The following is a 24,194-nucleotide window of genomic DNA, read 5'->3' as shown; positions in this document are numbered from 1 at the left end:
GGCGGGAAACGCCCGGTCAGGGCAGCCTTCCCTTGCTGGTGCGATCGGCGCGCAGGTGCTTGGCTCTCCCCATGTCGACCGCAGCTGACCTCGCGCTCCCCGCGGGCGAGCACGACGATGCCACGAGCGCTGCCCGCCTCAACTGGTTGCGCGCCGGGCTCCTCGGCGCGAACGACGGCATCGTCTCCGTCGCAGCCGTCCTCGTCGGCGTCGCCGGCACCGGTGCCACCACCGGACCCGTCCTCGCCGCCGGCACCGCGGCACTCGTCGGTGGTGCCGTCTCGATGGCGCTCGGTGAGTACGTCTCGGTCAGCGGCGCGCGCGACGCCCAGCGCACGGGGCAGGCAGCACACCAGGCGCAGCTCGAGGCCGAGTCCGAGGACGCCGGCACCATCGCCGCCCACTACCGCGCGCTCGGTGTCGCTGACGACGTCGCCGCGTCCGTCGCCGCCGAACTCGCCCGTCCCGAGGTCCGGGACCGCCGCGCCGCCGCAGCACTGCGCGACGCCGAGGAGGAGGTCGTCAGCCCGTGGCGCGCGGCCTGGGTCTCGGCCGCGACATTCACCGCGGGCGCCGCGCTGCCCTTCCTCGCGATGCTCCTCGCCCCGACGTCGATCCAGATCGCGGTCACGGTGGTCGCCGTGCTCGTCGCACTCGCCGTGACCGGGACGACCGGCGCCGCACTCGGAGGTGCTCGTCGCGGCCGCGCCACCGTCCGCGTGGTGTTCGGCGGGGCGCTCGCGCTCGCCGCGACCTACGCCGCGGGGACGCTCCTCGGAGCACACGCGTTCTGACGCGCCCGGGCCCCGTCCCCGCGGTCCTGGGATCCGCGCACCTCGCGCGCGAGATGTTCGGATCGCGCAACCGGGACGGGCAACCGGCGGCGTGTTGCGGGACCTCGAACGCAAGCGAGCAAGCACGGACGCACCGCACGGGCGCACGCACGGACGCACGGACGCACGGACGGGAGGCCCGGACCGCGTGACCGACGTCGGTCACGCGGTCCGGGCCTCCCGTCCGGCGAGCGGCGGCCGGAGGCTACGGCGTTGCGGCCGGCTCCAGCACCGCCTTCGGCACCCGGTGCAGCGTCACCGCACCGACCGCGTCGAACGGGTGGAGCGGGTCCGGCGCACCGGAGCCCGTCGGCCCGCCGAGCTTCGAGTCACCCACGGCACTGAGCACCGCGTAGGCGTCGTCCCCGCTCCAGCCGTGCTCGTCGACCAGGAACGCGTAGGCGTCCTCGTACCCGCGGCGGATGCTCTCCTGGACGGGTTCACCGAGGCCGACGAACAGCCACTCGTCGGCGGTCTCGATGCGCGGGGCACGGAGAGCTGGTCCGCCCTTCACGAGGTCGACGGACACGACGGCGGTGCCCTGCGCCTCGATGGCGACGAAGGACGACTCGCCCTCGGCCATGATCGCGTGGATGTCGCCGATCGAGAGCAGCGCGCCGGGGACCCGGACCGGCAGGTACACCGTCGAGCCGGGGCGGGCCTCGGTGACGTCCATGTTCCCGCCCTCGGCGTAGGCCGGCATGATCGTCGAGTTCTCACCCTCGGCAGGGGCGGTCCCGATGCACCCGATCATCGGACGGACGGGGAACGCGTGCCGGTCGGTGACGTGCACGACGCCGTCCTCGATCGGGCAGCGGCGGGTGAAGACGCGGTCGCCCATCACGTGCTGCAGGGCGCCCGAGCCCGGCAGCGACACCGACCAGCCGTGTGTGGTGAGCTCGATGTCGTGGATCGTCACGGCGAGGGTGTCGCCCGGCTCCGCGCCCTCGACGTACACCGGGCCGGTGACCGGGTTGATCGGGGCCTGCAGCTGCGCCATGTCGTGGTGGTCGTCGAGCTCGGCGTAGACGGCGTCGGTCGTCTCGAACCCGATCGTCTCGCCGGTGCCGGGCGCGATGGTGAGCACGGGCTCGCGGTCGGCGGCGTAGCCGGGGCGGCCGAGGGTGTTCGGGAGGTGGTGGTCCGCGGTCATCGGTGGTCCTCGTCCTTCGTCACGGTCGTCGCGGCGGTGTGGTCGCCCTCACCCAGTGTGCCCGGCTCCTCCGAACCGACCTCGGTGGAGCGCCCCGTCGCCCGGTAGTAGAGGAACACGCCGGCTCCGACGACGAGCCAGATGATGCCGCCGACCTTCGCCTCGACGGCGGCGTTCAGCAGGACGTACCCGATGACCAGGAACCCGATGAGCGGCACGACCAGGTGGAGCAGCCAGTTGCGGGACTTCCCCTTCACGACGTGGTGCACGAACACCGACACGTGCAGGAGCATGAACCCGAACAGTGCGCCGAAGTTCACCAGCGACGAGATGGTGTTGATCTGACCGACGAAGAACAGCACCAGGATCGCGGAGAGCACCGAGACGACCAGGATCGCGTTCTGCGGGACCTGGCGGCCGTTGAGCTTGTGCAGGAACGCGGGCAGCTGCCGGTCGCGGCTCATCGAGAAGAGCAGGCGGCTCGTCGCTGCCTGCGCGGCCATGGCGTTCGCGATGCCCACCGCGAGCACGTTGACGGCGAAGAACGCGGTCGCCCAGCCGCTCGACGAGGCCTGCTCGACGACGGTGAAGAAGGCGTTCCCGGCCTCGCTGTCCGAGAACGAGTCGCGCCCGGCGGCGAGGGCACTGGCGAGCCAGGTCTGCAGGACGAACAGGAAGGCGACGATGACGAGCGCCAGGATCATCGCGAGCCCGGCACCGCCACGGCGGCCGGTGGACTCCTCGGACAGGGTCGAGATGCCGTCGAAGCCGAGGAAGCTCAGCACCGCGATCGACAGTGCCGACGCGATCAACGGCGCGGACACCTTCGACGGGTCGAACACCTGGTCGGTGCTGAACGAGGCGCCGGGCACCGTGCCACCGGTCAGCGCGACGATCGCGATGACGACGAAGACCGCGACGAACACGAGCTCGATGAGCAGGAAGACGCGGTTCGCCAGCTTGAGCGACGACACCCCGGCCAGGTTGATGACCGTGTTGATCACCACGAAGACGAGCGCCCACATCCACCGCGGGGTGCCGGGGAAGATGCCGACCATGCTCTCCGCCGCGAACACGTAGAGCAGCGTCGGGACGAGCAGGTAGTCGAGCAGGATCGCCCAGCCGGCGAAGAACCCGGCGGTGGGGTGGATGCCGCGGCCGACGTAGGAGAACACGCTGCCGGCGAGCGGGATCGACTTCGCCATCTGGGCGTACGCCAGGGCCGTGAAGATCATCGCCACGAGGCCGACGATGTAGACGAGCGGGACCATGCCGCTCGACGCGTTGTAGACGGTGCCGAAGATCGCCCACGGGGCGATCGGCACCATGAAGACGAGCCCGTAGACGAGCAGGTCGGTGGTGGAGACGGAGCGCTTGAGCTCCTGCTTGTAGCCGTAGGCCTCGAGCTGTTGCTGTGCGGAGAGTTCGCTCTGCTGCTGCGACATGTCGGTTCCGTTTCGGGGGAGGAGGGACGGTGCAGGGGATGGGGCGCCGGACGGGAGGCTCGTGACGGATGGGGACGAGCCTCCCGTCCGGTGCGCGGCCGGCCGGGGTGGTGCCGACGGTGCAGGGACGGTGTGGGGCGCGGCCGGTGGCCGCGGGTTGGTCAGACGGGAGGCTGGGCGTCGTGCTCGGCGAGGAACGCGCCGATGACGCGACGGAACTCCTCCGGCTGCTCCAGGTGGGTGCAGTGGCTCGCGCCGGGGAAGACGTGCTGGCGGGCACCCGCGATCCGCTCCACGAACGGCTGCCAGGTGGCGGGGGTGGCCTCGTCGTGCTCACCGGCGACGACGAGGGTCGGCACGTCGACCTGGTCGAGGCGGTCGATGACGGACCAGTCGCGGAGGGAGCCGATGACGTGGAACTCGTTCGGCCCGTTCATGGTGTGGTAGACGGTCGGCTCGGCCTCCATCTGCTCCTCGGACGCGACGAAGTCGGCCGGCATCGGGACGACGCGGCAGACGTGACGCTCGTAGAACACCTGCGTCGCGGCGAGGTACTCCGGGTCGTCGGTCGTGCCGGCGGTCTCGTGCCGGGTGAGTGCGTCCTGCACCTCCGCGGGCAACTGGGCGCGGAGCTCGGCGGCCCCGTCGACCCACAGCTGCATCGACGCCGGCGAGTTGCAGATCGACAGGCTCGCGATGCCGCCCGGCCGGCGGACCGCGATCTCGCTGCCGAGCATGCCGCCCCACGACTGCCCGAGCACGTGGTGGTCGCCGAGGCCGAGGTGGGCGACGAGCGCGCGGTACTCGTCGACGAACAGCTGCGGCTGCCAGGAGTCGGCGGGGGCGTCGGGCCGGTGGCTGCTCCGACCGCAACCGAACTGGTCGGAGTGGACGACCGTGCGGCCGGTCTCGTCGGCGAACGCCTCGAGGTTCCGCAGGTAGTCGTGCGCCATGCCGGGGCCGCCGTGCAGGACGACGAGGGGCAGCGCGCCCGCCACGGGGTGGTCGGGCTCGGTGATCCGGTACCAGGTCTCGCCGTCCAGGAACGGCATCGTGCTCTCGGTGATGCGGGACATGGGGTGAGCATGGCCCCTCGAAAGGTCCCAGGCAAGACCTTTTCTCCTCGTTTAACGTGGCCGTAACAGCACCGGGGCACGGTGGACCGTCGGAAGGGGTGCCGTGACGGATCGCGCGACGGAGACGCGGGTCGACGAGGTCGAGGACCGCCTCGTGACCGCGCTCGCCGTGGGGGAGTACCTGCCCGCGGCGCGTCTGCCACCGGAGCGCGAGCTCGCGGGGTTGCTCGGCGTCGGGCGTGTCACCGTGCGGAGCGCGCTCGCCCGCCTGGTCGACCGTGGGTTGCTCGAGACCCGACGCGGACGTGGTGGCGGCACGTTCGTCCGGACGCAGTGGCCGGCGAGCTCGTCCGAGTCGGTCGGCCGGACCCTGCTCGCCCGGTGGGCCGGCATCCAGGACACCGCCGACGCGATCGCGCTGCTGCACGGGGCCCTGGCCGCCGCCGCAGCCGAGCGGATCACCCCGGTGGAGGCGGCCGCGCTCCGGGACCGGCTCGACGCCTTCCGGCAGGCCTCGAGCGGCGCGGCGAAGCAGCAGGCGGACGCCGTTCTGCACCGGAGCATCATCGACGCGGCGCGCAACGACGTCCTCCGCGCGACCCTCGCGACCCTCGAGGCGCAGATCTCGATCGCGGCACCGGCACACCTCTGGGGGACCGAGGAGGGCATGGCGGACATGGAGGCACGTGCCACGCGGGACCACGAGGTCCTCGTCGAGGCGCTGTGTGCGGGGCGGGCGGTGGAGGCCGGCGAGGTCGCTCGCCGGCATGTCGGCATCGACGTGGAGTTGCTCGAACAGGCGATGCTGCGTGCGGGGCAGGTACCGACGGCGGATCCCGCACCACGGTGACGGACGGGAGGCCCGCGGCGGACTCGCCACAGGCCTCCCGTCGGCGGCGGCCGGTCACCGGTGTGCCGGTGAGCTCAGACGTCGCCGCCACGGGCCTCCCGTCGGCGGCGACCGGTCACCGGTGTGCCGGTGAGCTCAGACGTCGCGGCGTCGCGCGGCCACCATCGCGAGCGCGTTGACCACGACCACCTCGGCGAGGAGGACGCCCGCACCGCTCCACCCGTTCAGGTCGGAGCCACCCTCGGCCGTCGCCGGGGCCCCGGTCGCACCCGCCGGCGCGTCGGACGCGTACGCGTACAGCTGCGCGCCGGCCGCATCGGGCAGGTACCCGGCGGCCGTGCCGAGCCAGTCGATGCCCGCGAGCACGGACACCAGGCTGAGCACGATCGGCAGCACGAGCAGGATCCCGAGTGTGACGGCGATGCCGCCGGCACTGGAGCGGACGAGCAGACCGATGCCGAACGCGAGCAGCGCCACGAGCGTCACGTACACGGACGCACCGAGGAGCGGCATGAAGACCGCGGGGTCGGCGAGGTCCGGGTGGACCCCCTTGCCCGACTGCAGGGCGGTCGAGGCGGCCACGCCGATCCAGGTGGCGACGACGCTGACGAGGAACGTCGAGACGGCGAGCACGGTGGCCTTGGCGAGCAGGGCGCCGAGGCGTCCGGGGTCGGCGGTGAAGGTCGACCGGATCTGCCCGGTGGCGTACTCGCCCGAGATGATGAGGACGCCGAGCACCCCGACGACGAGGGCGGACAGGTACACGCTGATCGTGTTCATCCCGACGATCGCCTCGTTCGCGGCGGCGGTGGTCGGCGCGTCGCCCTCGGCCAGCGCGCCGATGAGGGTCGCCAGGCCGATCGTCAGCACGGCGATGACGGCGAAGCACCAGAACGTCGACCGGATGCTCCAGAACTTGATCCACTCGCTGCGGACCAGTCGCGGGAAACCGAGGCGCTTGCCCTCGAGCGAGCTCGGACCGCGGTGCCGGTGCTGCTTCGCCTCGTGGCGGTCGGTCTGCTGCGCGGCGCTCATCGCGTGCCCTCCGATCGGTACTCGACGTCGTCGCGGGTGAGGGCCATGTAGGCCTCCTCCAGGCTGGCGCCGGTCGGGGTGAGTTCGTGCAGGACGACGCCGGCGCGGGCGGCGATGTCACCGACCGTCGGTGCGTCCGGCCCGACCACGAGGAACGACCCGTCCTCGTGTCGGGTGACGGTGGCTGCCGGGCCGATCGCCGCGAAGAGCTGGTCCGGCATCGGCGTCCGGACGACGACCCGGGCGAGTGCCCGACTGCCGTCCGGGCCACCGGCACCTGCGACGAACTCCGCGATCGGGGCGTCGGCGAGCACCTTGCCGCGACCGAGGACGACCACGCGGTCAGCGGTCTGCGCCATCTCGCTCATGAGGTGGCTGGAGAGGAACACCGTCCGGCCCTCCGCTGCCATCCGGCGGGCGAGCTGTCGCACCCAGAGCACCCCGTCCGGGTCGAGTCCGTTCACCGGCTCGTCGAGGATGAGCGTGTGCGGGTCGCCGAGCAGTGCCGCTGCGATGCCGAGTCGCTGGCCCATGCCGAGCGAGAACCCGCCGACCCGCTTGCGCGCGACCGGTTCCAGGCCGGTCATCTCGATGACCTCGTGCACGCGCTGCTTCGGGATGCCGTGCGTCGCCGCGAGGGCGAGCAGGTGGTTGTGGGCGCTCCGCCCGGAGTGCACCGCCTTGGCCTCGAGCAGCGCCCCGACCTGGCGGAGGGGGTCGCGGAAGCTCTGGTAGGGCCGTCCGTTCACGGTCGCGCTGCCGGACGTCGGGCGGTCGAGGCCCATGATCATCCGCATGGTCGTCGATTTGCCGGCACCGTTCGGACCGAGGAAGCCGGTCACCATGCCGGGGTGCACGACGAACGAGACGTCGTCGACCGCGGTCTTCGGGCCGTAGCGCTTGGAGAGGTGCTGTACTTCGATCATCGCTGGCCACGCTAGGCGAGCCGGTCCCGTCGCTGCCTCCCCCTCGAGGGGGAGATCTGCGCCCGCGCCGCGGGCACGCGCGCGCTGCGGGTCAGGTCGCTCCTGGAACGATCGTTCCGACGCAGGTGTCATGTCACACGCTCGTCACACAGGGGAAACGGGCGGTGCGACCGGTGTCCGTAGCTTCCTTCCCAGGCAGACGCCGACCTCACCCTCTCCCACTCCGGAGGACGTCATGGCAACCGAAGTCGCGGCACCCGTCGCACCGCCCCACGCCCCCGTCACGTCGACCGCCCCCGCGGGCGCCGGCCTGATCAAGCCGGGGTACGACCCGGCCCTCACCAACGAGGACCTCGCACCGCTGCGGAAGCAGACGTGGTCGAGTTACAACGTCTTCGCGTTCTGGATGTCGGACGTCCACTCCGTCGGCGGGTACGTCACGGCGGGGTCGCTCTTCGCCCTCGGCATCGCGAGCTGGCAGGTGCTCGTCGCGCTGGTCGTGGGCATCCTCGTCGTGCAGGTGTTCGCGAACCTCGTCGCGAAGCCGTCCCAACGCACCGGGGTCCCCTACCCGGTGATCAACCGCGCGGTGTTCGGCGTGCTCGGCGCGAACGTGCCGGCGATCATCCGGGGCCTCATCGCGATGGCCTGGTACGGCGTGCAGACGTTCCTCGCCGCGCAGTCGCTGAACATCGTCTTCCTCAAGTTCATCCCGGGCGCCGCCGCACTCCTCGAACCGTCCTTCCTCGGCCTGGACGCGCTCGGGTGGATCTCCTACGCCGTGCTGTGGGTCGCCCAGGGCGCACTGTTCTGGATGGGCATGGACGCGATCCGGCGGTTCATCGACTGGGCCGGGCCCGCGGTGTACGTCGTCATGATCGCCCTCGCGGTGTACCTCGTCGCGCGCGCCGGCATCGGCAACATCTCGCTGACGCTGTCGGTCGGTGCGCCGATGTCCTTCGCGGAGAGCATCCCGGTGATGCTCTCCGCGATCGCCCTGGTCGTCAGCTACTTCTCCGGTCCCATGCTCAACTTCGGCGACTTCTCCCGGTACGGCCGGTCCTTCGCGGCCGTGAAGCGCGGCAACCTGCTCGGTCTGCCGGTCAACTTCCTGTTCTTCTCGATCCTGACCGTGCTGTGCGCGAGTGCCACGGTGCCGGTCTTCGGGGAGCTCATCACCGACCCGATCGCGACCGTGCAGGCGATCGACGCCCCCTTCGCGATCCTGCTCGGCGGGCTGACCTTCGTCATCGCGACCGTGGGCATCAACATCGTCGCGAACTTCATCAGTCCCGCCTTCGACTTCTCGAACGTGTCCCCGCGTCGGATCAGCTGGCGGGCGGGCGGCATGATCGCCGCGGTGGGGTCGGTGCTCCTGACCCCGTGGAACTGGTACGGCAACGACCAGGCGATCCTGTACACCCTGGGCGTGCTCGGCGCGTTGATCGGTCCGCTGTTCGGCATCCTCATCGCGGGGTACTACATCGTCGGGAAGCAGCGCGTGGCGGTCGACGACATGTACTCGATGGACCCCTCCGCGCGGTACTGGTACCGGAAGGGCTTCAACCCGAACGCGATCTGGACGCTCGTCCTCACCGGCGCGGTCTCGGTCGGCAGCGCGGTCCTCCCGCCGGCCCTCGGTGTCCTGCCCGAGCTGAGCACCTACAGCTGGTTCATCGGCTGCGGACTCGGACTCGTCGTCTTCTGGGCGCTGGAACGCCGCTCGCCGCGGATGCCCGTCCTCGCCGCGGACGACCCGACGGTGGACGACGGCGCGGCCCCGGGCCGCGCCTGACCGGCGGGCCTGTCGTCCACAGGGGAGCCGGCAGGGCACCCCAGTCGGTTCCCCTGTGGACAGCCGGGAGGCTCGCCGCCGCCCCGCCGAGGATCGTCACCACCCGGCACCACCAGCACCACCAGCACCACCGGCCAGCACCACCGGCCATCCCACCAGCTCCACCGGAAGGACCCGCGATGCGCATCCGGATCGTCAACCCGAACACCACCGCGACCATGACCGCCGCGATCGGCAGGGCCGCGGCCGCGGTCGTCGGCCCGGGCACGGTCGTCGAGGCCGTGCAGCCCACGATGGGGCCGGCCTCGATCGAGAGCCACTACGAGGAAGCGCTCGCCGTCCCGGGATTGCTCGAGCAGGTCGCCGCGGGCGAGCGCGACGGGGTGGACGCCACCGTCGTCGCCTGCTTCGGCGACCCCGGCATCGACGCCGCTCGGGAGCTCGCCAGCGGGCCGGTGATCGGGATCGCCGAGGGCGCCTTCCGGACGGCTGCGGTGCTCGGTCGGCGGTTCGGGGTCGTCACCACGCTCGCGCGGACGACCGGGCGCGCCCGTGAGCTCGCCGAGCGCTACGGGTACGCGTCGCTCCTGACCGAGGTGCGCGCGTGCGAGGTGCCCGTGCTCCGGCTCGAGGACCCGACCTCCGCCGCGCGGGACCTCGTCGTCGCCGAGTGCCGGCAGGTCATCGCGAACGGGGCCGACGCCGTCGTGCTCGGGTGCGCCGGCATGGCCGACTTCTGCGCCGCCGTCTCGGAGGAGATCGGGGCACCGGTCGTGGACGGTGTCAGCGCGACGACGCTCCTCGCCGAGTCCCTCGTCCGCCTCGGCCTGACGACCGGGAAACACGGCGAGTACGCCCCGCCACCGCGGAAGCCGTTCTCGGGCCTGCTGGCGTCCTTCGCGCTCGCCGACGCGCGCGAGCCGGTGGAGGTGGGCGCATGACGAGCCTCGGGTCCGTGACGGTGGACGAGGGCCTGGCGCCGGCCGACCTCGTGCTCCGCGCACAGCGCGCCTGGGTCGACGGTGCCTTCCGCCCCGCGGCGGTCGTCGTGCGCGACGGTCGGATCGCGTCCGTCGGACCGGTCGACGCCGGAGTCATCGCGGACCGCGACGAGACCGTGTCGGACGGGCACGTCCTGCTGCCGGGCCTCGTCGACACCCACGTCCACGTCAACGAGCCCGGCCGGACCGAGTGGGAGGGCTTCGCCTCCGCCACGCGGGCCGCCGCACTCGGAGGGGTCACGACGATCATCGACATGCCGCTCAACTCGATCCCGGCGACGGTCGACGTCCCCGCCCTCGCCGTCAAGCGGGCGAGTGCTGCCGGCCGGGTGGCGGTCGACGTCGGGTTCTGGGGCGGTGCGGTCCCGGGCAACGCCGGGTCCCTCGCCGACCTGCACGACGCCGGGGTCTTCGGCTTCAAGTGCTTCACGGCACCGTCCGGTGTCGACGAGTTCCCACACCTCGACCCCGGTGCGTTGCGGCAGGCGATGGCCGAGGTCGCGGCCCTCGACGCGCTGCTCATCGTGCACGCCGAGGACCCGGACCACCTCGTCGACCACGACGCCCTCGGCGGGCACTACGGCGACTTCCTCGCCACTCGACCGGCGCAGGCCGAACGATCGGCGATCGCCCGGGTGATCGACGGTGCCCGGGAGACCGGGGCCCGGGTCCACGTCCTCCACCTGTCGGACGCCGGAGCGCTGCCGATGATCCGGGCGGCGAAGGACGACGGCGTGCGCGTCACGGTGGAGACCTGCCCGCACTACCTGGCGTTCGAGGCCGGGTCGATCCCGGACGGGGCCACCGCCTACAAGTGCTGCCCGCCCATCCGCGACGACGCGAACCGTGACGCACTCTGGGCGGGACTCGTCGACGGCACGATCGACATGGTCGTGTCCGACCACTCGCCGTCGACCGCCGACCTCAAGGTCGACGACTGGGGTCTGGCGTGGGGCGGCATCGCCGGGCTCCAGGTCGGGTTCCGGGCGGTGTGGACCGAGGCCGTGCGCCGCGGCCTGCCGCTCGATGCCGTGGTGCCGGCGGTCACGACCGGACCGGCGGCGCTCGCAGGCTCCACCGACCGCGGTCGGATCGCGCCGGGTGCCCTCGCGCACTTCGCGGTGTTCGACCCGGACGCCGAGTCGACGGTCCGGGCCGACGCGCTCGCCCACCGCAACCCCGTCTCCGCCTTCGACGGGCTGTCGGTCCGCGGTCGGGTCACGGAGACCTGGCTGCGCGGGAGGCGGATCACCTCCACCACGGACGACGTCACGACCGTGGACGTGGTCGCCGGAGAGCTGGTGGACCGTGGCTGAGACGCTCGCCGCAGCCGACGTGCACCTCGGCGCCACGCCCGACGACGTCCTCTGGGGACGGCTGCCGAGTCGGGATGACGCACCGGTCCGCACCGTCGCGCCCGGGACCGTCGTGACGATCGACACCGTCAGCCACGAAGGCCTGCTGCCCGACCAGGGGTCCGATCCGGTGTCGTTCTTCGGGCGGCACGGGGTGGCCGCCGCGGACGTGCTCCCGGACGCGGTCGACATCGTCCGGCACCTGACGCGCGACGCTGCAGACGGTCCACACGTGGTGTCCCGTCCGGTCGCCGTGCACGGGGCCGAGCCCGGCGACGTGCTGTCCGTCACGGTCCTGGACGCCGTCCCGCGGGTGCCGTACGGCGTGATCTCCAACCGCCACGGTCGCGGAGCGCTTCCCGGGGAGCTCCCGCGCGGCGACGAGCCCGTCTCGGTCTTCGCGGACGTCGTGACCCGCGACGGGGTCGACTTCGGGCGACTGCCTGTCGTGGAGGGCGGGCCCCGGGTGGTCACGTTCCCACTCCGGCCGTTCCCCGGCATCGTCGGCGTGACCGTCGACAACGAGGTCCGGCCGCACTCCGTCCCGCCCGGGCCGCACGGCGGGAACGTGGACATCGCCCTGCTCACCGCCGGCGCCACACTGCACCTGCCCGTGCAGGTGCCCGGTGGCGGCGTCTCCGTCGGCGACCCGCATTTCGCACAGGGAGACGGCGAGGTCGCGCTGACCGCCATGGAGGCCTCGCTCCGGCTGACCCTGCGCCTCGACCTGGTCCCGCGGGCCACGGCGCTCGCGCGGTTCGGCGAGCTGGTCGGGCCCCTGGCGGAGACGACGGAGTACCTCGTCCCGACCGGCATGGACGCCGGCCTCGACGACGCCGTCCGTCGGTGCGTCCGGGCCGCGATCACGCTCCTCCGGGCACGGTGGGGGGTCGAGGAGCACCTGGCGTACGCCTACCTCAGCGCCGCGACCGACTTCCGGATCTCGCAGGTGGTCGACCTCGTGTGCGGCGTGCACGCGACCGTGCGGAAGAGCGACTTCCAGGCGGTGCCGGCGTGCGGGTGACCGGGTCGTGGCCGGACGGGCTGGAGTCCGCGTTCCGGGCATACGAGGACGCCCTCATGCGCGACGACACCGCCGAGCTGGACGCACTGTTCGAGCCCGGGCCGGACACCCTGCGCGGCGACGGGTCGGGGCTGCTCCGGGGGCACGACCGGATCAGCGCGTACCGATCCGCCCGCGGTGGTGTCGCACGACGGACGCTCGTCGGCCTCGACGTGCAGGAACTGGCTCCGGGCACGGTCCTCGTCGTCGGGGAGTCGCGGTTCGCGGGCGGCGGACGCGGGCTGCAGACACAGCTCTGGCGACGGACGACCGGTGCGTGGCGGATCCGGACGGCACACGTGACGGGTCGGGCGCCCGCGCTCGACCGGACCGTGTGGCGGGTCGTCGGCGACCCGCTCGTCCGGGCTCCCGGTGTGTCCACCGGCGGTCCGCTCGCCGGACTCCGGGTGGCCGTGAAGGACCTCGTCGCCGTCCGCGGCCATGTGGTCGGCGCCGGCAACCCGACGTGGGAGTCCGCCGCGCCCGTCGAGACCGAGCACGCGCCGGCCGTCGGGATGCTGCTGGCCGCCGGGGCGGAACTGACGGGGATCGCCCGGACGGACGAGTTCGCCTACGCACTCGCCGGGCGGAACGCCCACCACGGTGCGCCGCCGAACGGGGCTGATCCGGAGCGCATCAGCGGCGGGTCGACCTCCGGACCGGCGTCGGCCGTGGCGCTGGGGCAGGCGGACGTCGGGCTCGGTACCGACACCGCCGGGAGCATCCGCGTCCCCGCCTCCTACCAGGGACTCTGGGGCCTGCGGACGACCCACGGGCACGTGTCGCGCGACGGCGTGCTGCCCCTCGCGCAGAGCTTCGACACCGTCGGGTGGCTGGCGCGACGGCCTGAGACGCTCCGTGCGGTGGCGACCGTCGCGCTCGGTCCGGGAGCAGCCGGGCTCGGGTCGCCACTGCTGGTGTGCGACGCCCTGCTCACCGCGGCCGACCCCGCCACCCGGCGGGTGTTCGATGACTGGCTGGACCGGACGGGGCGCACCGTCGAGACGGTCGAGCTGCCGGCCCTCGACGACCTCGCCGAGACGCTGCGCATCGTGCAGGGTGCCGAGGCGCACCGGAACCACGGGGCGTGGGTCGCTGCGCACCCCGGTGCGCTCGGCGCCGACGTCGCCGAGCGCTTCGCCGTGGCGGCCCGGATCACCGCGGAGGACGAGGCCGCCGCGCGGGACGAGCTGGGGCGACTGCGCGCCGCCGTCCGGACCGTGGTCGCGGGTCGCGCAATGGCCCTCCCGACCGTGCCGGGTCCCGCGCCGCTGCGCACGGCGGACGGCCCGGACCTCCTCGCCACCCGGCGATCGACGCTGCGGATGACGGCGGTCGCGGGGATCGGCGGTCTCCCGGCGGTGAGCGCTCCGCTGTTGGCCGTCGACGGTGCCCCGGTGGGGGTCTCCCTCGTCGGGCCGGTCGGCTCGGACCTCGCGCTCGTCGACCTCGCGGCCGAGCTGGCTCCCGCAAACGAATCTGTAACAGACGTTCCAATAGGATCGTGAAAGGAACGGAAGGTACCGACATGCATCCCGTCAACCCGCCCGCGCGGCTCCTCATGGGGCCCGGACCGATCACCGCCGACCCCCGCGTGCTCCGGGCACTGTCCACACCCCTCGTCGGCCAGTACGACCCGTGGATGACCGAGACGATGAACCAGACGCAGGAGCTGTACCGGCAGGTCCTCGGCACGCGCAACGACGCGACCGTCCTGGTCGACGGCACCTCGCGCGCCGGCATCGAAGCCGCCCTCGTCTCCCTCCTCGCCCCGGGGGACGCCGTGCTCGTCCCGGTGTTCGGGCGCTTCGGACACCTCCTCGCCGAGATCGCCGGACGCGCGGGAGTGACCGTGCACACGATCGAGACCGAGTGGGGCCAGGTGTTCCCGACCTCCGTCATCGAGGACGCGATCGCCCGCGTCCGCCCGAAGGTCCTGGCGATCGTGCAGGGCGACACCTCGACGACGATGAACCAGCCGCTCGACGAACTCGGGGCGGTCTGCGCCCGGCACGGCGTGCTCTTCTACACGGACGTCACGGCCTCGGTCGGTGGCAATCCGCTCGAGGTGGACGCGTGGGGCATCGACGCCGTCAGCGCAGGCCTGCAGAAGTGCCTCGGTGGTCCCTCCGGCAGCGCGCCACTGTCCCTCTCCCCGGCCGCGGTCGCCGTGCTCGACACACGTCGGAGCATCGAAGCCGGCATCCGCGAGCCGGGCGACGACGTCTCCGACGACCCGATCCGGTCGAACTACCTCGACCTCGCGATGATCCTCGACTACTGGGGCCCCCGGCGCCTCAACCACCACACCGAGGCGGCGTCGATGCTCTACGCGGCGAACGAGTGCGCCCGCATCCTGCTCGAGGAGGGCCGCGACGCCGTCGTCGAGCGGCATGCCCTGGCCGGCCGGGCGATGCTCGAGGGCGTGACGGGACTCGGTCTGACGGTCTTCGGCGACGTCGGCCACAAGATGCACAATGTCGTCGCGGTGGAGATCCCGGACGAGGTCCGCGGGGACGCCGTCCGCGCAGCGATGCTCGAGGACCACGGCATCGAGATCGGTACCTCGTTCGGACCGCTGCACGGGCGGGTCTGGAGGATCGGGACGATGGGCTACAACGCGCGGAAGGACACCGTCGTGACGACGCTCGCCGCCCTCGAGCAGTGCCTGCGGCGCGGCGGGAAGCGGGTTCCGCAGGGTGGCGGCGTCGACGCGGCGCTCGACGTCTACGCAGCGGCGGACCGTGTGTCGGCGGCCGTGCCCTCGACCCCGCACGTGCCGGCGCTCGTCGCCTCCGGAGCGCCCGCGTGAGCACCGTCGTGCAGGTGCCGCTCGCGAGCGACCGGGCGCGGGCCGCAGCGGACGCCGTCGTCGCCCGCTGTGACGAACTCGCCGGTCTCACCGAGACGCCCGGTCGGATCACCCGCGTGTACCTGTCGCCCGAGCACGCCCGCGCGAACGAGACCGTCGGCGCGTGGATGCGCGACGCCGGGCTGCGGACGTGGCAGGACGCCGCCGGCAACCTGCACGGACGCGCAGCCGGCGCCGCGCCGGACGCCCCCGTGCTCCTGCTCGGCTCCCACCTCGACACCGTCGTCGACGCCGGCCGGTACGACGGCGTCGTCGGGGTCCTCATGGCCGTCGAGGTCGTCGCCCGCCTCGTCCAGGACCACGGGGCGCTGCCGTTCGCCCTCGAGGTCATCGCGTTCTCGGACGAGGAGGGCACCCGGTTCGGGAAGGCCCTGCTCGGGTCGTCCGCGGTCGCCGGCGTCTGGGACGAGTCGTGGTGGGACCTGCGCGACGGGGACGGCACCACGCTCCGGTCCGCCTTCGAGTCCTTCGGGCTCGATCCCGGACGGATCGCCGAGGCCGCGGTCGAACCGGCGTCGCTCGTCGGCTACCTCGAGGCACACATCGAACAGGGTCCGTACCTGGAACAGGCCGACCAGGCACTCGGTGTCGTCACGAGCATCGCGAGCGCCCGACGCTTCACCGTGCAGGCGGTCGGAGAGGCCCGGCACGCCGGCGGAACGCCCTACGAGCGACGCCACGACGCCCTGCTCGCGGCAGCTGAGGCGGCACTCGCCGTGGAGCGGATCTGCCGCGCCGAGCAGCACGTCGGCACGGTCGGCACCATGACGGTGGAACCCGGAGCCGTCAACGTCGTCCCGGGACTCGCGACCTTCGCGGTCGACCTGCGCGGGGAGTTCGACGACGGGCGGGACCGCGTGTGGGACGCCGTCGCCGACGCCTTCCGCGAGATCGGGGAGCGCCGCGGGGTCGACGTGACGCCGACCGAGGTGCACCGCGCCCCGGCGGTGTTCTGCGCGCCGCGGCTGATGGACGCCGTCCGCGCGGGGATCGTCGCGACCGGCGAGCCGGCACCCCTCGAGCTGTTCTCGCGTGCCGGACACGACGCGATGTCCCTCGGCCTCGTCACCGACGTCGCGATGCTGTTCCTCCGCAACCCGGACGGCATCAGTCACCACCCGGACGAGTTCGTCTCCGCGGGGGACGTCGCGCTCGGTCTCGACGCGCTCACCACGGCCGTCGAACGACTCGCACACGAGCACCGCCTCTCCTCCGGAGCGGACGCGTGACCGCCCCGGACGTCCGCGAGCGGATCGACCGGGTGTGGGAGCGGCTCTCGCCCGCCGAGCGCCGGGTCGCGGCGATGATCCGGCACGACCCGGAACTCCTGCTCGTCGGCACCTCGGCGCAGCTCGCCGCGGAGTCCGGTACCTCGAAGGCGACCGTGTCACGGCTCGTCCGGTCCCTCGGCTTCCAGGACGCCGCGGAGGTCCGGCAGAACCTGATGTCCGCCCGTGGCACCGGTCTGCCGTGGGCCGCCGAGGACGCCGCCCACGTCGACCAGCGCGCGGTCGAGGCGCGGAACCTCGACGCCGCGTTCGCCTCGCTCGCCCGGGCCGACCGGCCACGACTCGCCCGCCGTGTGATGCGCGCCCGTCGGGTCCTGGTGGTCGGCGAGCGCGGCGCGTACCCGATCGCCCTCCAGCTGCGCGCACAGCTCGCGCAGGTCCGTCCGGATGTGCGCATCGGTCCGTCACCCGGGCAGCGCCTCGGTGAGGAGGTCGCCGATCTCGACCGCCGGGACCTCGTGTTCGTCGTCACCGTGCGACGGCACGCCGCCGGCGTCGACCGCGTGGTGCGGCACTGCGTCGGGACGGGGGCCGACGTGGTCGTGCTCGGTGACCCCACCGCTGCGGTCATCGCGGCGCCCGCGGCCACCGCGGTCCTCTGCCCGGTGGACTCACCCTCGGCGTTCGACTCGATGTCGGCCCTGTTCGCCGTGGTCGCGGCCATCACGAACGACGTCTACGAGGCCTCCGGACCGGGAGGTCGGACCCGGGTCGAGGCGGTCGCGGCCGCCTACGACACGCTCGGCGAGCTCGCCGGCTCCTGAGGCACCGGCCCGGACCCCCGCTCGGCGCGGAGCTCGGACACGAGCGAGCGGTTCCGCTCGACGATGAGCTCCCGGAGGTACCGGCGCAGCACGAGCCCCTCGACGATCGTCCCGAGCGGCCCGAAGGGGGCCCGGAACGTGATCTCGTCCACCATCCGCGTCCCGTCAGGGGTGCGCTCGAACCGGTGCTCGTGCCGGAACCGGGTGAAGGGCCCGCGCACCTGTTCGTCGACGAACGTGTGCGGCACCTCCAGGACGGTGACCTGGTTCGTCATCCGCCAGACGACGCCGAGGTGGCGTGCCCGCCACGTCACGGTCTCACCGAGCCTGATCACCCCGCTCGTGCGTCCGGCCACCGCCCGCTCACCGCTCGCGGCCATGGAGCGGAGGTGCGCCCCGATGTCGAGGGAGAGCGCGAAGGCGCGCTCCGGCGGCACCGGCAGGTCGGTCACGATCCGGAAAGCAGCACCCACACGACGATCCTGCTCCACGGACGGCAGGATGGTCACGTGACCGATGCCGCCGTGCGCCCGCTGGACCGTGCCGGGAGGCTCCTGCCCGGACTCGCGCTCGCCACCGGCATCGCCGTGGTCGCCACCGTGGTCGGACGCTTCCTGCCCGTCGTCGGCGCTCCGGTCAGCGGCGTCCTCATCGGGACCGTCATCGGGTCGATCCGTCGTCCGGGCGCGGTGTTCCGGCCGGGCATCGCGACGGCGAGCAAGACCGTGTTGCAGTCGGCGGTGGTGCTCCTCGGCGCGCAGCTGTCCCTGGCGCAGGTCGCCCGCGTCGGCGCGGCGTCGTTGCCGGTCATGCTCGGCACCCTCGCCGTCTGTCTGCTCGCGGCGTGGGGGATCGGTCGCGCGCTCGGCGTCGTCGGCAACCTGCGCACCCTGATCGGGGTGGGGACGGGGATCTGCGGCGCCTCCGCGATCGCCGCCGTGTCCCCGGTGATCGGCGCGGTGTCGATCGAGGTGGCCTACGCCGTGTCGACGATCTTCCTGTTCAACGTGGCCGCGGTCGTCGTCTTCCCCGTGGTGGGGCACGCGCTCGGGATGAGTCAGCACGCGTTCGGTCTGTTCGCGGGCACGGCGGTGAACGACACCTCGTCGGTCGTCGCCGCGGCGACGACGTACGGGGCCGGCGCGGCGGAATCCGCGGTCGTCGTGAAGCTCGTCCGCACCCTGATGATCATCCCGGTCGTGCTCGCGCTGGCGTGGCTCGTCGGACGTCGCTCGAGCACCGGCACGGCGCCGGCCGACGGCGTCGCCCTCGACGGCGGCGCGCTGCCCGAACGAGCGCTGCCCGAGTCAGCGCTGCCCGAGTCAGCGCTGGCCGAGTCAGCGCAGGTGGAGTCAGCGCAGGCCCGCCCGACGACGCGCACGTCCCCGCGGTGGTCGCCACGTCGGGTCCTCCGCCTCGTGCCCTGGTTCCTCATCGGCTTCGTGCTGGCCGCCGCGGTGAACTCGACCGGTCTCGTCCCCGGGCCGGCGCACCCGGCGATCGCCGCGGTCGCCGCGTTCCTCATCACGGTCGCGCTCAGCGCGATCGGGCTCTCCACCGACCTGGCCGGGTTCCGCCGCGCCGGCGTCCGCCCGCTGCTGCTCGGCGGAGCCCTGTGGATCGTGGTGTCCGTGTCCAGCCTCGGACTCCAGGCCCTCACCGGCACCCTCTGACCTGCCGCTACGGTCGGGGCATGGACCTCGACGCCCTCGCCTTCCCCGTCATCGACGGACACAACGACCTGCCGTGGGAGCGCCGCGACACGCACGCGTCCGGCGTCGACGGCATCGACTCCGAGGACGGCTCGCTCCACACCGACCTGCCGAAGCTCCGCGCCGGCGGGGTCGTCGGTCAGTTCTGGTCCGTCTACGTGCCCGTCGAGGAGGCGGACCCGGTCCGGACCACGCTGCAGCAGGTCGACCTCGTGCACCGCATGGTCGACCGCTACCCGGACGACCTCGCCCTCGCCCGCACGGCGGACGAGGTCCGGGCCGCCGTCGCCTCCGGCCGCATCGCCTCGCTGCTCGGCGCCGAGGGCGGCCACTCGATCGGCGACGACCTGGCAGTGCTCCGTGACCTCGCCCGGCTCGGCGTCCGCTACATGACCCTGACGCACAACGAGGACACACCGTGGGCCGACTCGGCCACGGGTGCTCGGGCGCACGGCGGGCTGACCGACCGCGGGCGGCAGGTCGTCGCCGAGATGGAACGCATCGGCATGCTCGTCGACCTGTCGCACACCGCACCGGCGACGATGCGCGACACCCTCGACGTCGCCACCCAGCCGGTCGTGTTCAGCCACTCGTCGACCGTCGCGGTCGCCGACCACCCCCGGAACGTCCCCGACGACGTGCTCGGTCGCCTCGCCGACAACGGCGGCGTGGTGATGGTGACGTTCGTGCCGGCCTTCGTGTCGCGTGCGTGGGCGGACTGGGAGGAGGGCGGATCGGTCGGGGGACCGCCGCTCGTCACAGTGGCGGACGTCGCGGACCACGTCGAGCACGCCCGGGACGTCGCGGGAGCGGCGCACATCGGTCTCGGTGGCGACTACGACGGTACCCCGGTGCTGCCGCCGGACCTGCGGGACGTGTCCCGGTACCCGGTGCTGGCCGAGGAGCTGCGCCGCCGCGGGTGGGGCGACGCGGACCTGCGGGCGCTCGCCGGCGGCAACGTGCTGCGCGTGCTCGAGGCGACGGACGAGCGCTTCGCGCGGACGGCGCACGTCGCGGTCGCGCCGCGCTGACGGACGGGAGGCGCGGGGCGCCCGACTCGGTCGCCACAGCCCCTCGGACCGTGCCGTGTGGTCGTTCCGCGCTGACGGGCGGAGCCGCGGGTCGCCCGACTCCGCCCGTCACGACCACCGGGAGCGCACGTTCGCATCGCAGACGTCGTACATCCCGATTCCTGGACCGGCGGACCGATCGTCGGTCACCATCGGTCGATGGACGAGGAACCTCTGCTGCCCGCCGGGTACGGCGAGACACTGCACGCCATCCGTGAGCGCGTCCGCTGCACCCGGACGCAGGTGCAGCTCGCGGCAAGTTGCACCTTGAGGTCGAGGGCACCGACTTCTTCGTCGACCTGCTGTTCTTCCACGTCGAGCAACTGCGGTACGTGGTCGTCGAACTCAAGACCGGCGACTTCCGACCGGAGAACGTCGGCCAGCTGTCCTTCACCGTCACCCTCGTCGACGACCGGCTCCGGCGCGACCAGCACGCCGCGACCGTCGGACTGCTGCTCGTCGCCGGGAAGCACGACGCCGTCGTGCGGTACGCGCTGGGCACCTCGAACGCACCGGTCGGGGTCGCATCGTACGAGCTCCTGCCGCCGGAACTCCAGCGCTCCCTGCCGACGGAGGCGCAGTTGCGCCGTGCCTTGCTCGGATCCCGATGAGCTCACGACGACGCCCTCCTGGGGCAGGTGAACTCGGTCGCCACGGCACCGCGCAGCGCGCCGCCGCGAAGTCCCGCTGACCGTGCCGTCACGGAACAGGACCGCCCTGGGTGCGGTCGCTAGGATCGCCAGCGCACCGCGCCTCCACGGGAGGAGTCGCGGCAACCGACGTGAGGACGGATCCGATGAGCGGCACCATCTACGACGACATCTCGCAGGCCTTCGGCAACACCCCGCTGGTGCGGCTCAACCGGCTGCCGCAGGAGGGCGGGGCCGAGGTCCTCGCCAAGCTCGAGTTCTACAACCCCGGCGCGAGCGTCAAGGACCGTCTGGGCGTCGCGATCATCGACGCAGCCGAGGAGTCCGGCGAGCTGGAGCCCGGCGGCACGATCGTCGAGGGTTCGTCGGGCAACACCGGCATCGCCCTCGCCCTCGTCGGTGCGGCCCGCGGGTACAAGGTCGTCATCACGATGCCCGAGACCATGAGCGTCGAGCGCCGGGCCGTGATGCGCGCGTACGGAGCGGAGATCGTCCTGACCCCGGGCTCCGAGGGCATGAAGGGCGCCGTCGAACGCGCCGGTCAGATCGTCGACGAGACCCCGGGCGCGATCCTCGCCCACCAGTTCGAGACGACCGCGAACGCAGCGATCCACCGTCGGACCACGGCGCAGGAGATCCTCCGCGACACCGAGGAGCACGTCGACGTGTTCGTCGCGGGTGTCGGGACCGGCGGCACCATCACCGGTGTCGGGCAGGTCCTCAAGGAGCGCGTCCCCGGTGTGCAGGTCATCGCCGTCGAACCGGCCGACTCGCCCCTGCTCACGAAGGGCACGGCCGGGCCGCACAAGATCGCCGGCATCGGAGCGAACTTCGTCCCGGAGGTCCTCGACCGTTCGGTGATCGACGAGGTCATCGACGTCGAACTCGACGACGCCCTGCGGGTCGCCCGCGCGCTGGCCACGGAGGAGGGCATCCTGTCCGGCATCTCCTCGGGTGCCATCATCCACGCAGCCCTGCAGGTCGCGGCGCGTCCGGAGAACGCCGGCAAGCGCGTCGTCGCGATCGTCTGCGACACGGGGGAGCGCTACCTCTCGACGGTGCTCTTCGAGGGACTCTCTGCGTGACGAGCGCTCCACGCCGCGGCGTGCTGCGGACGGTCCGGGAGGACCTCGCCGCAGCACGCCGCGGTGACCCCGCCGCGCGCGGGGACCTCGAGAACGCGATCGTCTACTCCGGCCTGCACGCCATCTGGTCCCACCGTGTCGCGCACCGGCTGTGGCACGCCCGCGGCCTGCCCGGCTCCCGTGTGGTCGCGCGAATCCTGGCGCAGGCCACCCGCACCCTGACCGGGATCGAGATCCACCCGGGGGCGCGGATCGGACGCCGCTTCTTCATCGACCACGGCATCGGGGTGGTGATCGGCGAGACCGCCGTGATCGGCGACGACGTCCTCGCGTTCCACGGCGTGACGCTGGGCGGTCGGGGCGGAGGCCCGGGGCCGGGGTCGAAGCGTCACCCCACGGTCGGTGACCGGGTCGTCCTGGGCGCGGGGTCCGCCGTCATCGGCGGCATCACGATCGGTGACGACTCGGTCGTCGGCGCCGGCACGGTCGTCACGAAGGACGTCCCGCCTGGCTCGGTCGTCACCGGCGTCGCGGGGACGGCACGGCCGCGCTCCGGCCACGAGGGCGTCCCGGAGCTCTGACCGGCACGGCCGCGAACGGTCAGCTCTTCTCGCAGGCGATCCCGTCGGCGTCGCGGTCCATCTTCTTGTTCGCGTTGTAGAGCGCGTCGTCCTTCTTGACGGTGCCCTTGAGCGGGCGGTACGACGTCGTGCCACCGGAGGTGACCTTGTTCTTCGTGACCGACTTCTTCGCGATGCCGCCCGAGTACACCTTGTTGACGGCGGCGCAGTTCGCGTAGGCCTTCGGGGCCGCGGAGGCGCTGGTCGCGGTGCCGACGACACCGCCGACGGTGAGGGCGAGCGCGAGGGCGGTGACCCCGAGGGTGCGGGTGGTCTGCATGGTGGTTCCTCCAGGACGGTGACCGGCGTCGGGCACGTCGGCAGGACGAGGGTACTGCCGGACAATGAGGTTCTTTCACCCCCCGAACGAGGCCCGAACGAGCCCGAACGCAGCCGGCGCGTGCCCGGTGCGTCGGCGCGGCCCCGTCCCGCCGCTGTCCCCGGTCCCGGGCATCATGGGCGCATGGACGGCAGCACCCTGCAGACGGTCGCCGCTCGGACGGCGGTGGCACTCCCCGCCGTGACCGAGACGCAGCCGTTCGGCGACGGTACGGACGTCTACAAGGTGGTCGGGAAGATGTTCGTGATGACCACGGAACTCCGTGGTGTCCCGATCGTCACCCTGAAGTGCGCGCCGCCGCACGGCGCCGCGCTCGTGCGGGACCTCGCCGAGGTCACCCCCGGCTGGCACATGGACAAGCGGCACTGGATCACGCTCTCGCCGGGGACGGGCCTCGACGAGACGCTGGTCGAGGACCTCGTCGCGAACGCCTGGGACCTCGTCGTCGCGGGCCTACCCCGGACACGCCGTCCACTCGACCCGACCCGGGGCGGACCGCAGCCCTGAGAGCGAGCGCGCCAGGGTCACGCCGGCCGCCCGCGGTCAGACGGCGGTGCGCCGGAGCGCGAGCTGGGCCTCCCGGACGACCTTCGGCGCGAGCCCGTCACCCGAGGCGAGCACCGCAGCTGCCTGGTCCGCGCTGAGTCCGGCGAACATCTGCCCGATCGTGACGCCGTGCTCGGGGCGCGCCAGCACCGTCACGGTGTCGCCCGCGGCCACGGGGCCGGAGCGCTTGACGCGGAAGTACGCACCGGGGCGGCCCTCCTCCGCGAAGCGCTTGACCCACTTGTCGATCCCCATCCGCCGGGCGAAGGTGCCGCATGGGGTCCGCGGGATCGTCGCCTCGAGTTCCAGGACCTCACCGATCCGCCACCGCTCGCCGATCACGAGGCCGGTGACGTCGATGCCGGAGGTGCGCAGGTTCTCGCCGAAGAGCCCGGGCGGGATCGGCCGGTCGAGCTGCCCGGCGAAGTACGCGGCGTCCTCGTCGGCGTACACGTAGACGGCCTGGTCCTCACCGCCGTGGTGCTTCCGGTCCGCCTGCACGTCGGCGTGCAGGCCGAGGGGACGGACGCGGACCGGACCCGGCACCGGTCGCTTGTCGATCGCGGTGACGCCGATCGTGCCGGAGTCCCGGAGCAGCTGGTCGACGCGGCAGACGGCGGTGACGACGGACATGGGGACAGCCTGCCGTACGTCGGCCCGCTCGTGCACCCCGGTCCGTCGCGGGTCGGTGCCGGACCCGGTGTGACGATCCGG

General features: G+C 72.8%; 24 protein-coding genes. 16 read left to right on the top strand and 8 right to left on the bottom strand.

All coding sequences use genetic code 11. The features are described 5' to 3' along the window. Positions 1-71: 71 nt before the first annotated feature. A complete protein-coding gene (locus DEI91_RS07120) occupies positions 72-794 on the top strand; it encodes a VIT1/CCC1 transporter family protein (protein WP_111051601.1) in 723 nt (240 codons plus the stop codon). Between the two features lie 244 nt (positions 795-1,038). On the opposite strand, the gene DEI91_RS07115 is transcribed toward DEI91_RS07120, so the two are convergent. The 3 genes from DEI91_RS07115 to DEI91_RS07105 all read right to left on the bottom strand — a co-directional run bounded on the left by DEI91_RS07115 (position 1,039) and on the right by DEI91_RS07105 (position 4,507). After that, positions 1,039-1,986, bottom strand: coding sequence for an acetamidase/formamidase family protein (locus DEI91_RS07115; protein WP_111051600.1), 948 nt, complete (start codon positions 1,984-1,986; stop codon positions 1,039-1,041). Further along, positions 1,983-3,431 (bottom strand): APC family permease, encoded by a 1,449-nt coding sequence (locus tag DEI91_RS07110; protein WP_258374321.1) that lies wholly within the window; start codon positions 3,429-3,431, stop codon positions 1,983-1,985. Before DEI91_RS07110 ends, DEI91_RS07115 begins: the two co-directional genes overlap by 4 nt. Positions 3,432-3,592: 161 nt before the next feature. Next, positions 3,593-4,507, bottom strand: coding sequence for a proline iminopeptidase-family hydrolase (locus DEI91_RS07105; protein ID WP_111051599.1), 915 nt, complete (start codon positions 4,505-4,507; stop codon positions 3,593-3,595). Between the two features lie 103 nt (positions 4,508-4,610). Between DEI91_RS07105 and DEI91_RS07100 the strand changes: the two genes are divergently transcribed. Next, positions 4,611-5,357, top strand: coding sequence for a FadR/GntR family transcriptional regulator (locus tag DEI91_RS07100; RefSeq protein ID WP_111051598.1), 747 nt, complete (start codon positions 4,611-4,613; stop codon positions 5,355-5,357). A gap of 135 nt (positions 5,358-5,492) precedes the next feature. Here DEI91_RS07100 and DEI91_RS07095 read toward each other — a convergent pair whose 3' ends face one another. Beyond that, positions 5,493-6,392 (bottom strand): ABC transporter permease, encoded by a 900-nt coding sequence (locus DEI91_RS07095; RefSeq protein ID WP_111051597.1) that lies wholly within the window; start codon positions 6,390-6,392, stop codon positions 5,493-5,495. Further along, positions 6,389-7,318: an ABC transporter ATP-binding protein gene (locus DEI91_RS07090; protein ID WP_111051596.1), complete on the bottom strand. Its 930-nt coding sequence runs from the start codon at positions 7,316-7,318 to the stop codon at positions 6,389-6,391. The genes DEI91_RS07095 and DEI91_RS07090 overlap by 4 nt, the downstream gene beginning before the upstream one ends. A gap of 235 nt (positions 7,319-7,553) precedes the next feature. Here DEI91_RS07090 and DEI91_RS07085 point away from each other — a divergent pair, with 235 nt between their 5' ends. The 8 genes from DEI91_RS07085 to DEI91_RS07050 all read left to right on the top strand — a co-directional run bounded on the left by DEI91_RS07085 (position 7,554) and on the right by DEI91_RS07050 (position 17,457). Beyond that, complete coding sequence (locus DEI91_RS07085; protein ID WP_111051595.1) at positions 7,554-9,113, top strand: NCS1 family nucleobase:cation symporter-1; 1,560 nt, start codon at positions 7,554-7,556, stop codon at positions 9,111-9,113. Between the two features lie 179 nt (positions 9,114-9,292). Continuing rightward, complete coding sequence (locus tag DEI91_RS07080) at positions 9,293-10,054, top strand: aspartate/glutamate racemase family protein (RefSeq protein ID WP_111051594.1); 762 nt, start codon at positions 9,293-9,295, stop codon at positions 10,052-10,054. Further along, positions 10,051-11,430, top strand: a complete 1,380-nt coding sequence (allB, locus tag DEI91_RS07075) for an allantoinase AllB (RefSeq protein WP_111051593.1) — start codon at positions 10,051-10,053, stop codon at positions 11,428-11,430. Before DEI91_RS07080 ends, allB begins: the two co-directional genes overlap by 4 nt. Continuing rightward, positions 11,423-12,493 carry an acetamidase/formamidase family protein gene (locus tag DEI91_RS16650; protein ID WP_111051592.1) on the top strand — a complete coding sequence of 357 codons (1,071 nt, stop codon included), beginning with the start codon at positions 11,423-11,425 and terminating at the stop codon, positions 12,491-12,493. Before allB ends, DEI91_RS16650 begins: the two co-directional genes overlap by 8 nt. After that, on the top strand, positions 12,484-14,040 hold the full coding sequence (locus DEI91_RS07065) for an AtzH-like domain-containing protein (RefSeq protein ID WP_375537673.1): 1,557 nt from the start codon (positions 12,484-12,486) through the stop codon (positions 14,038-14,040). The genes DEI91_RS16650 and DEI91_RS07065 overlap by 10 nt, the downstream gene beginning before the upstream one ends. 20 nt (positions 14,041-14,060) lie before the next feature. After that, complete coding sequence (locus tag DEI91_RS07060; protein ID WP_111051590.1) at positions 14,061-15,344, top strand: alanine--glyoxylate aminotransferase family protein; 1,284 nt, start codon at positions 14,061-14,063, stop codon at positions 15,342-15,344. Continuing rightward, the gene (locus DEI91_RS07055) at positions 15,341-16,633 is read left to right on the top strand and encodes an allantoate amidohydrolase (protein WP_111051589.1); all 1,293 of its coding nucleotides are present in this window, start codon (positions 15,341-15,343) and stop codon (positions 16,631-16,633) included. The genes DEI91_RS07060 and DEI91_RS07055 overlap by 4 nt, the downstream gene beginning before the upstream one ends. Continuing rightward, positions 16,630-17,457 carry a MurR/RpiR family transcriptional regulator gene (locus tag DEI91_RS07050; protein ID WP_111051588.1) on the top strand — a complete coding sequence of 276 codons (828 nt, stop codon included), beginning with the start codon at positions 16,630-16,632 and terminating at the stop codon, positions 17,455-17,457. Before DEI91_RS07055 ends, DEI91_RS07050 begins: the two co-directional genes overlap by 4 nt. Here DEI91_RS07050 and DEI91_RS07045 read toward each other — a convergent pair. Next, a complete protein-coding gene (locus DEI91_RS07045) occupies positions 17,424-17,930 on the bottom strand; it encodes an SRPBCC family protein (RefSeq protein ID WP_111051718.1) in 507 nt (168 codons plus the stop codon). The genes DEI91_RS07050 and DEI91_RS07045 overlap by 34 nt on opposite strands. Before the next feature lie 36 nt (positions 17,931-17,966). On the opposite strand from DEI91_RS07045, the gene DEI91_RS07040 reads away from it, so the two are divergent. From DEI91_RS07040 to epsC, 5 genes are all read left to right on the top strand, one after another. Continuing rightward, complete coding sequence (locus DEI91_RS07040; protein ID WP_258374319.1) at positions 17,967-19,130, top strand: YeiH family protein; 1,164 nt, start codon at positions 17,967-17,969, stop codon at positions 19,128-19,130. A 20-nt stretch (positions 19,131-19,150) separates the two neighbouring features. After that, entirely contained in the window at positions 19,151-20,200 is a 1,050-nt protein-coding gene (locus tag DEI91_RS07035; RefSeq protein WP_111051587.1) for a dipeptidase, read from the top strand. 299 nt (positions 20,201-20,499) lie between these two features. Then, the gene (locus DEI91_RS07030; protein ID WP_258374318.1) at positions 20,500-20,850 is read left to right on the top strand and encodes a DUF1016 domain-containing protein; all 351 of its coding nucleotides are present in this window, start codon (positions 20,500-20,502) and stop codon (positions 20,848-20,850) included. Positions 20,851-21,035: 185 nt separating this feature from the next. Further along, positions 21,036-21,974 (top strand): cysteine synthase A, encoded by a 939-nt coding sequence (gene cysK / locus DEI91_RS07025; RefSeq protein WP_111051585.1) that lies wholly within the window; start codon positions 21,036-21,038, stop codon positions 21,972-21,974. Beyond that, entirely contained in the window at positions 21,971-22,555 is a 585-nt protein-coding gene (epsC, locus tag DEI91_RS07020) for a serine O-acetyltransferase EpsC (protein WP_258374317.1), read from the top strand. Before cysK ends, epsC begins: the two co-directional genes overlap by 4 nt. Positions 22,556-22,574: 19 nt before the next feature. Here epsC and DEI91_RS07015 read toward each other — a convergent pair whose 3' ends face one another. Further along, on the bottom strand, positions 22,575-22,874 hold the full coding sequence (locus tag DEI91_RS07015) for an excalibur calcium-binding domain-containing protein (protein ID WP_111051584.1): 300 nt from the start codon (positions 22,872-22,874) through the stop codon (positions 22,575-22,577). A 183-nt stretch (positions 22,875-23,057) separates the two neighbouring features. Here DEI91_RS07015 and DEI91_RS07010 point away from each other — a divergent pair, with 183 nt between their 5' ends. Next, entirely contained in the window at positions 23,058-23,441 is a 384-nt protein-coding gene (locus DEI91_RS07010; RefSeq protein WP_111051583.1) for an MmcQ/YjbR family DNA-binding protein, read from the top strand. 36 nt (positions 23,442-23,477) lie between these two features. Here DEI91_RS07010 and DEI91_RS07005 read toward each other — a convergent pair whose 3' ends face one another. Next, a complete protein-coding gene (locus tag DEI91_RS07005) occupies positions 23,478-24,113 on the bottom strand; it encodes an MOSC domain-containing protein (RefSeq protein ID WP_111051715.1) in 636 nt (211 codons plus the stop codon). Positions 24,114-24,194: the final 81 nt, after the last annotated feature.

This window comes from Curtobacterium sp. MCBD17_032 (assembly GCF_003234855.1).
GTDB lineage: Bacteria > Actinomycetota > Actinomycetes > Actinomycetales > Microbacteriaceae > Curtobacterium.
The sequence above is the reverse complement of the archived record's forward strand: the minus strand, read 5'-3'. Positions and strand labels throughout refer to the sequence as shown.

Excerpts from the sequence above, each read along its gene's own strand:
- DEI91_RS07120 (WP_111051601.1), top strand. The coding sequence starts at position 72 with ATGTCGACCGCAGCTGACCTCGCGCTCCCCGCGGGCGAGCACGACGAT.
- DEI91_RS07095 (WP_111051597.1), bottom strand. The coding sequence starts at position 6,392 with ATGAGCGCCGCGCAGCAGACCGACCGCCACGAGGCGAAGCAGCACCGG.
- DEI91_RS07060 (WP_111051590.1), top strand. The coding sequence starts at position 14,061 with ATGCATCCCGTCAACCCGCCCGCGCGGCTCCTCATGGGGCCCGGACCG.
- DEI91_RS07115 (WP_111051600.1), bottom strand. The coding sequence starts at position 1,986 with ATGACCGCGGACCACCACCTCCCGAACACCCTCGGCCGCCCCGGCTAC.
- DEI91_RS07085 (WP_111051595.1), top strand. The coding sequence starts at position 7,554 with ATGGCAACCGAAGTCGCGGCACCCGTCGCACCGCCCCACGCCCCCGTC.
- DEI91_RS07010 (WP_111051583.1), top strand. The coding sequence starts at position 23,058 with ATGGACGGCAGCACCCTGCAGACGGTCGCCGCTCGGACGGCGGTGGCA.
- allB (WP_111051593.1), top strand. The coding sequence starts at position 10,051 with ATGACGAGCCTCGGGTCCGTGACGGTGGACGAGGGCCTGGCGCCGGCC.
- DEI91_RS07005 (WP_111051715.1), bottom strand. The coding sequence starts at position 24,113 with ATGTCCGTCGTCACCGCCGTCTGCCGCGTCGACCAGCTGCTCCGGGAC.
- cysK (WP_111051585.1), top strand. The coding sequence starts at position 21,036 with ATGAGCGGCACCATCTACGACGACATCTCGCAGGCCTTCGGCAACACC.
- DEI91_RS07110 (WP_258374321.1), bottom strand. The coding sequence starts at position 3,431 with ATGTCGCAGCAGCAGAGCGAACTCTCCGCACAGCAACAGCTCGAGGCC.
- DEI91_RS07015 (WP_111051584.1), bottom strand. The coding sequence starts at position 22,874 with ATGCAGACCACCCGCACCCTCGGGGTCACCGCCCTCGCGCTCGCCCTC.
- DEI91_RS07080 (WP_111051594.1), top strand. The coding sequence starts at position 9,293 with ATGCGCATCCGGATCGTCAACCCGAACACCACCGCGACCATGACCGCC.
- DEI91_RS07105 (WP_111051599.1), bottom strand. The coding sequence starts at position 4,507 with ATGTCCCGCATCACCGAGAGCACGATGCCGTTCCTGGACGGCGAGACC.
- DEI91_RS07090 (WP_111051596.1), bottom strand. The coding sequence starts at position 7,318 with ATGATCGAAGTACAGCACCTCTCCAAGCGCTACGGCCCGAAGACCGCG.
- DEI91_RS07035 (WP_111051587.1), top strand. The coding sequence starts at position 19,151 with ATGGACCTCGACGCCCTCGCCTTCCCCGTCATCGACGGACACAACGAC.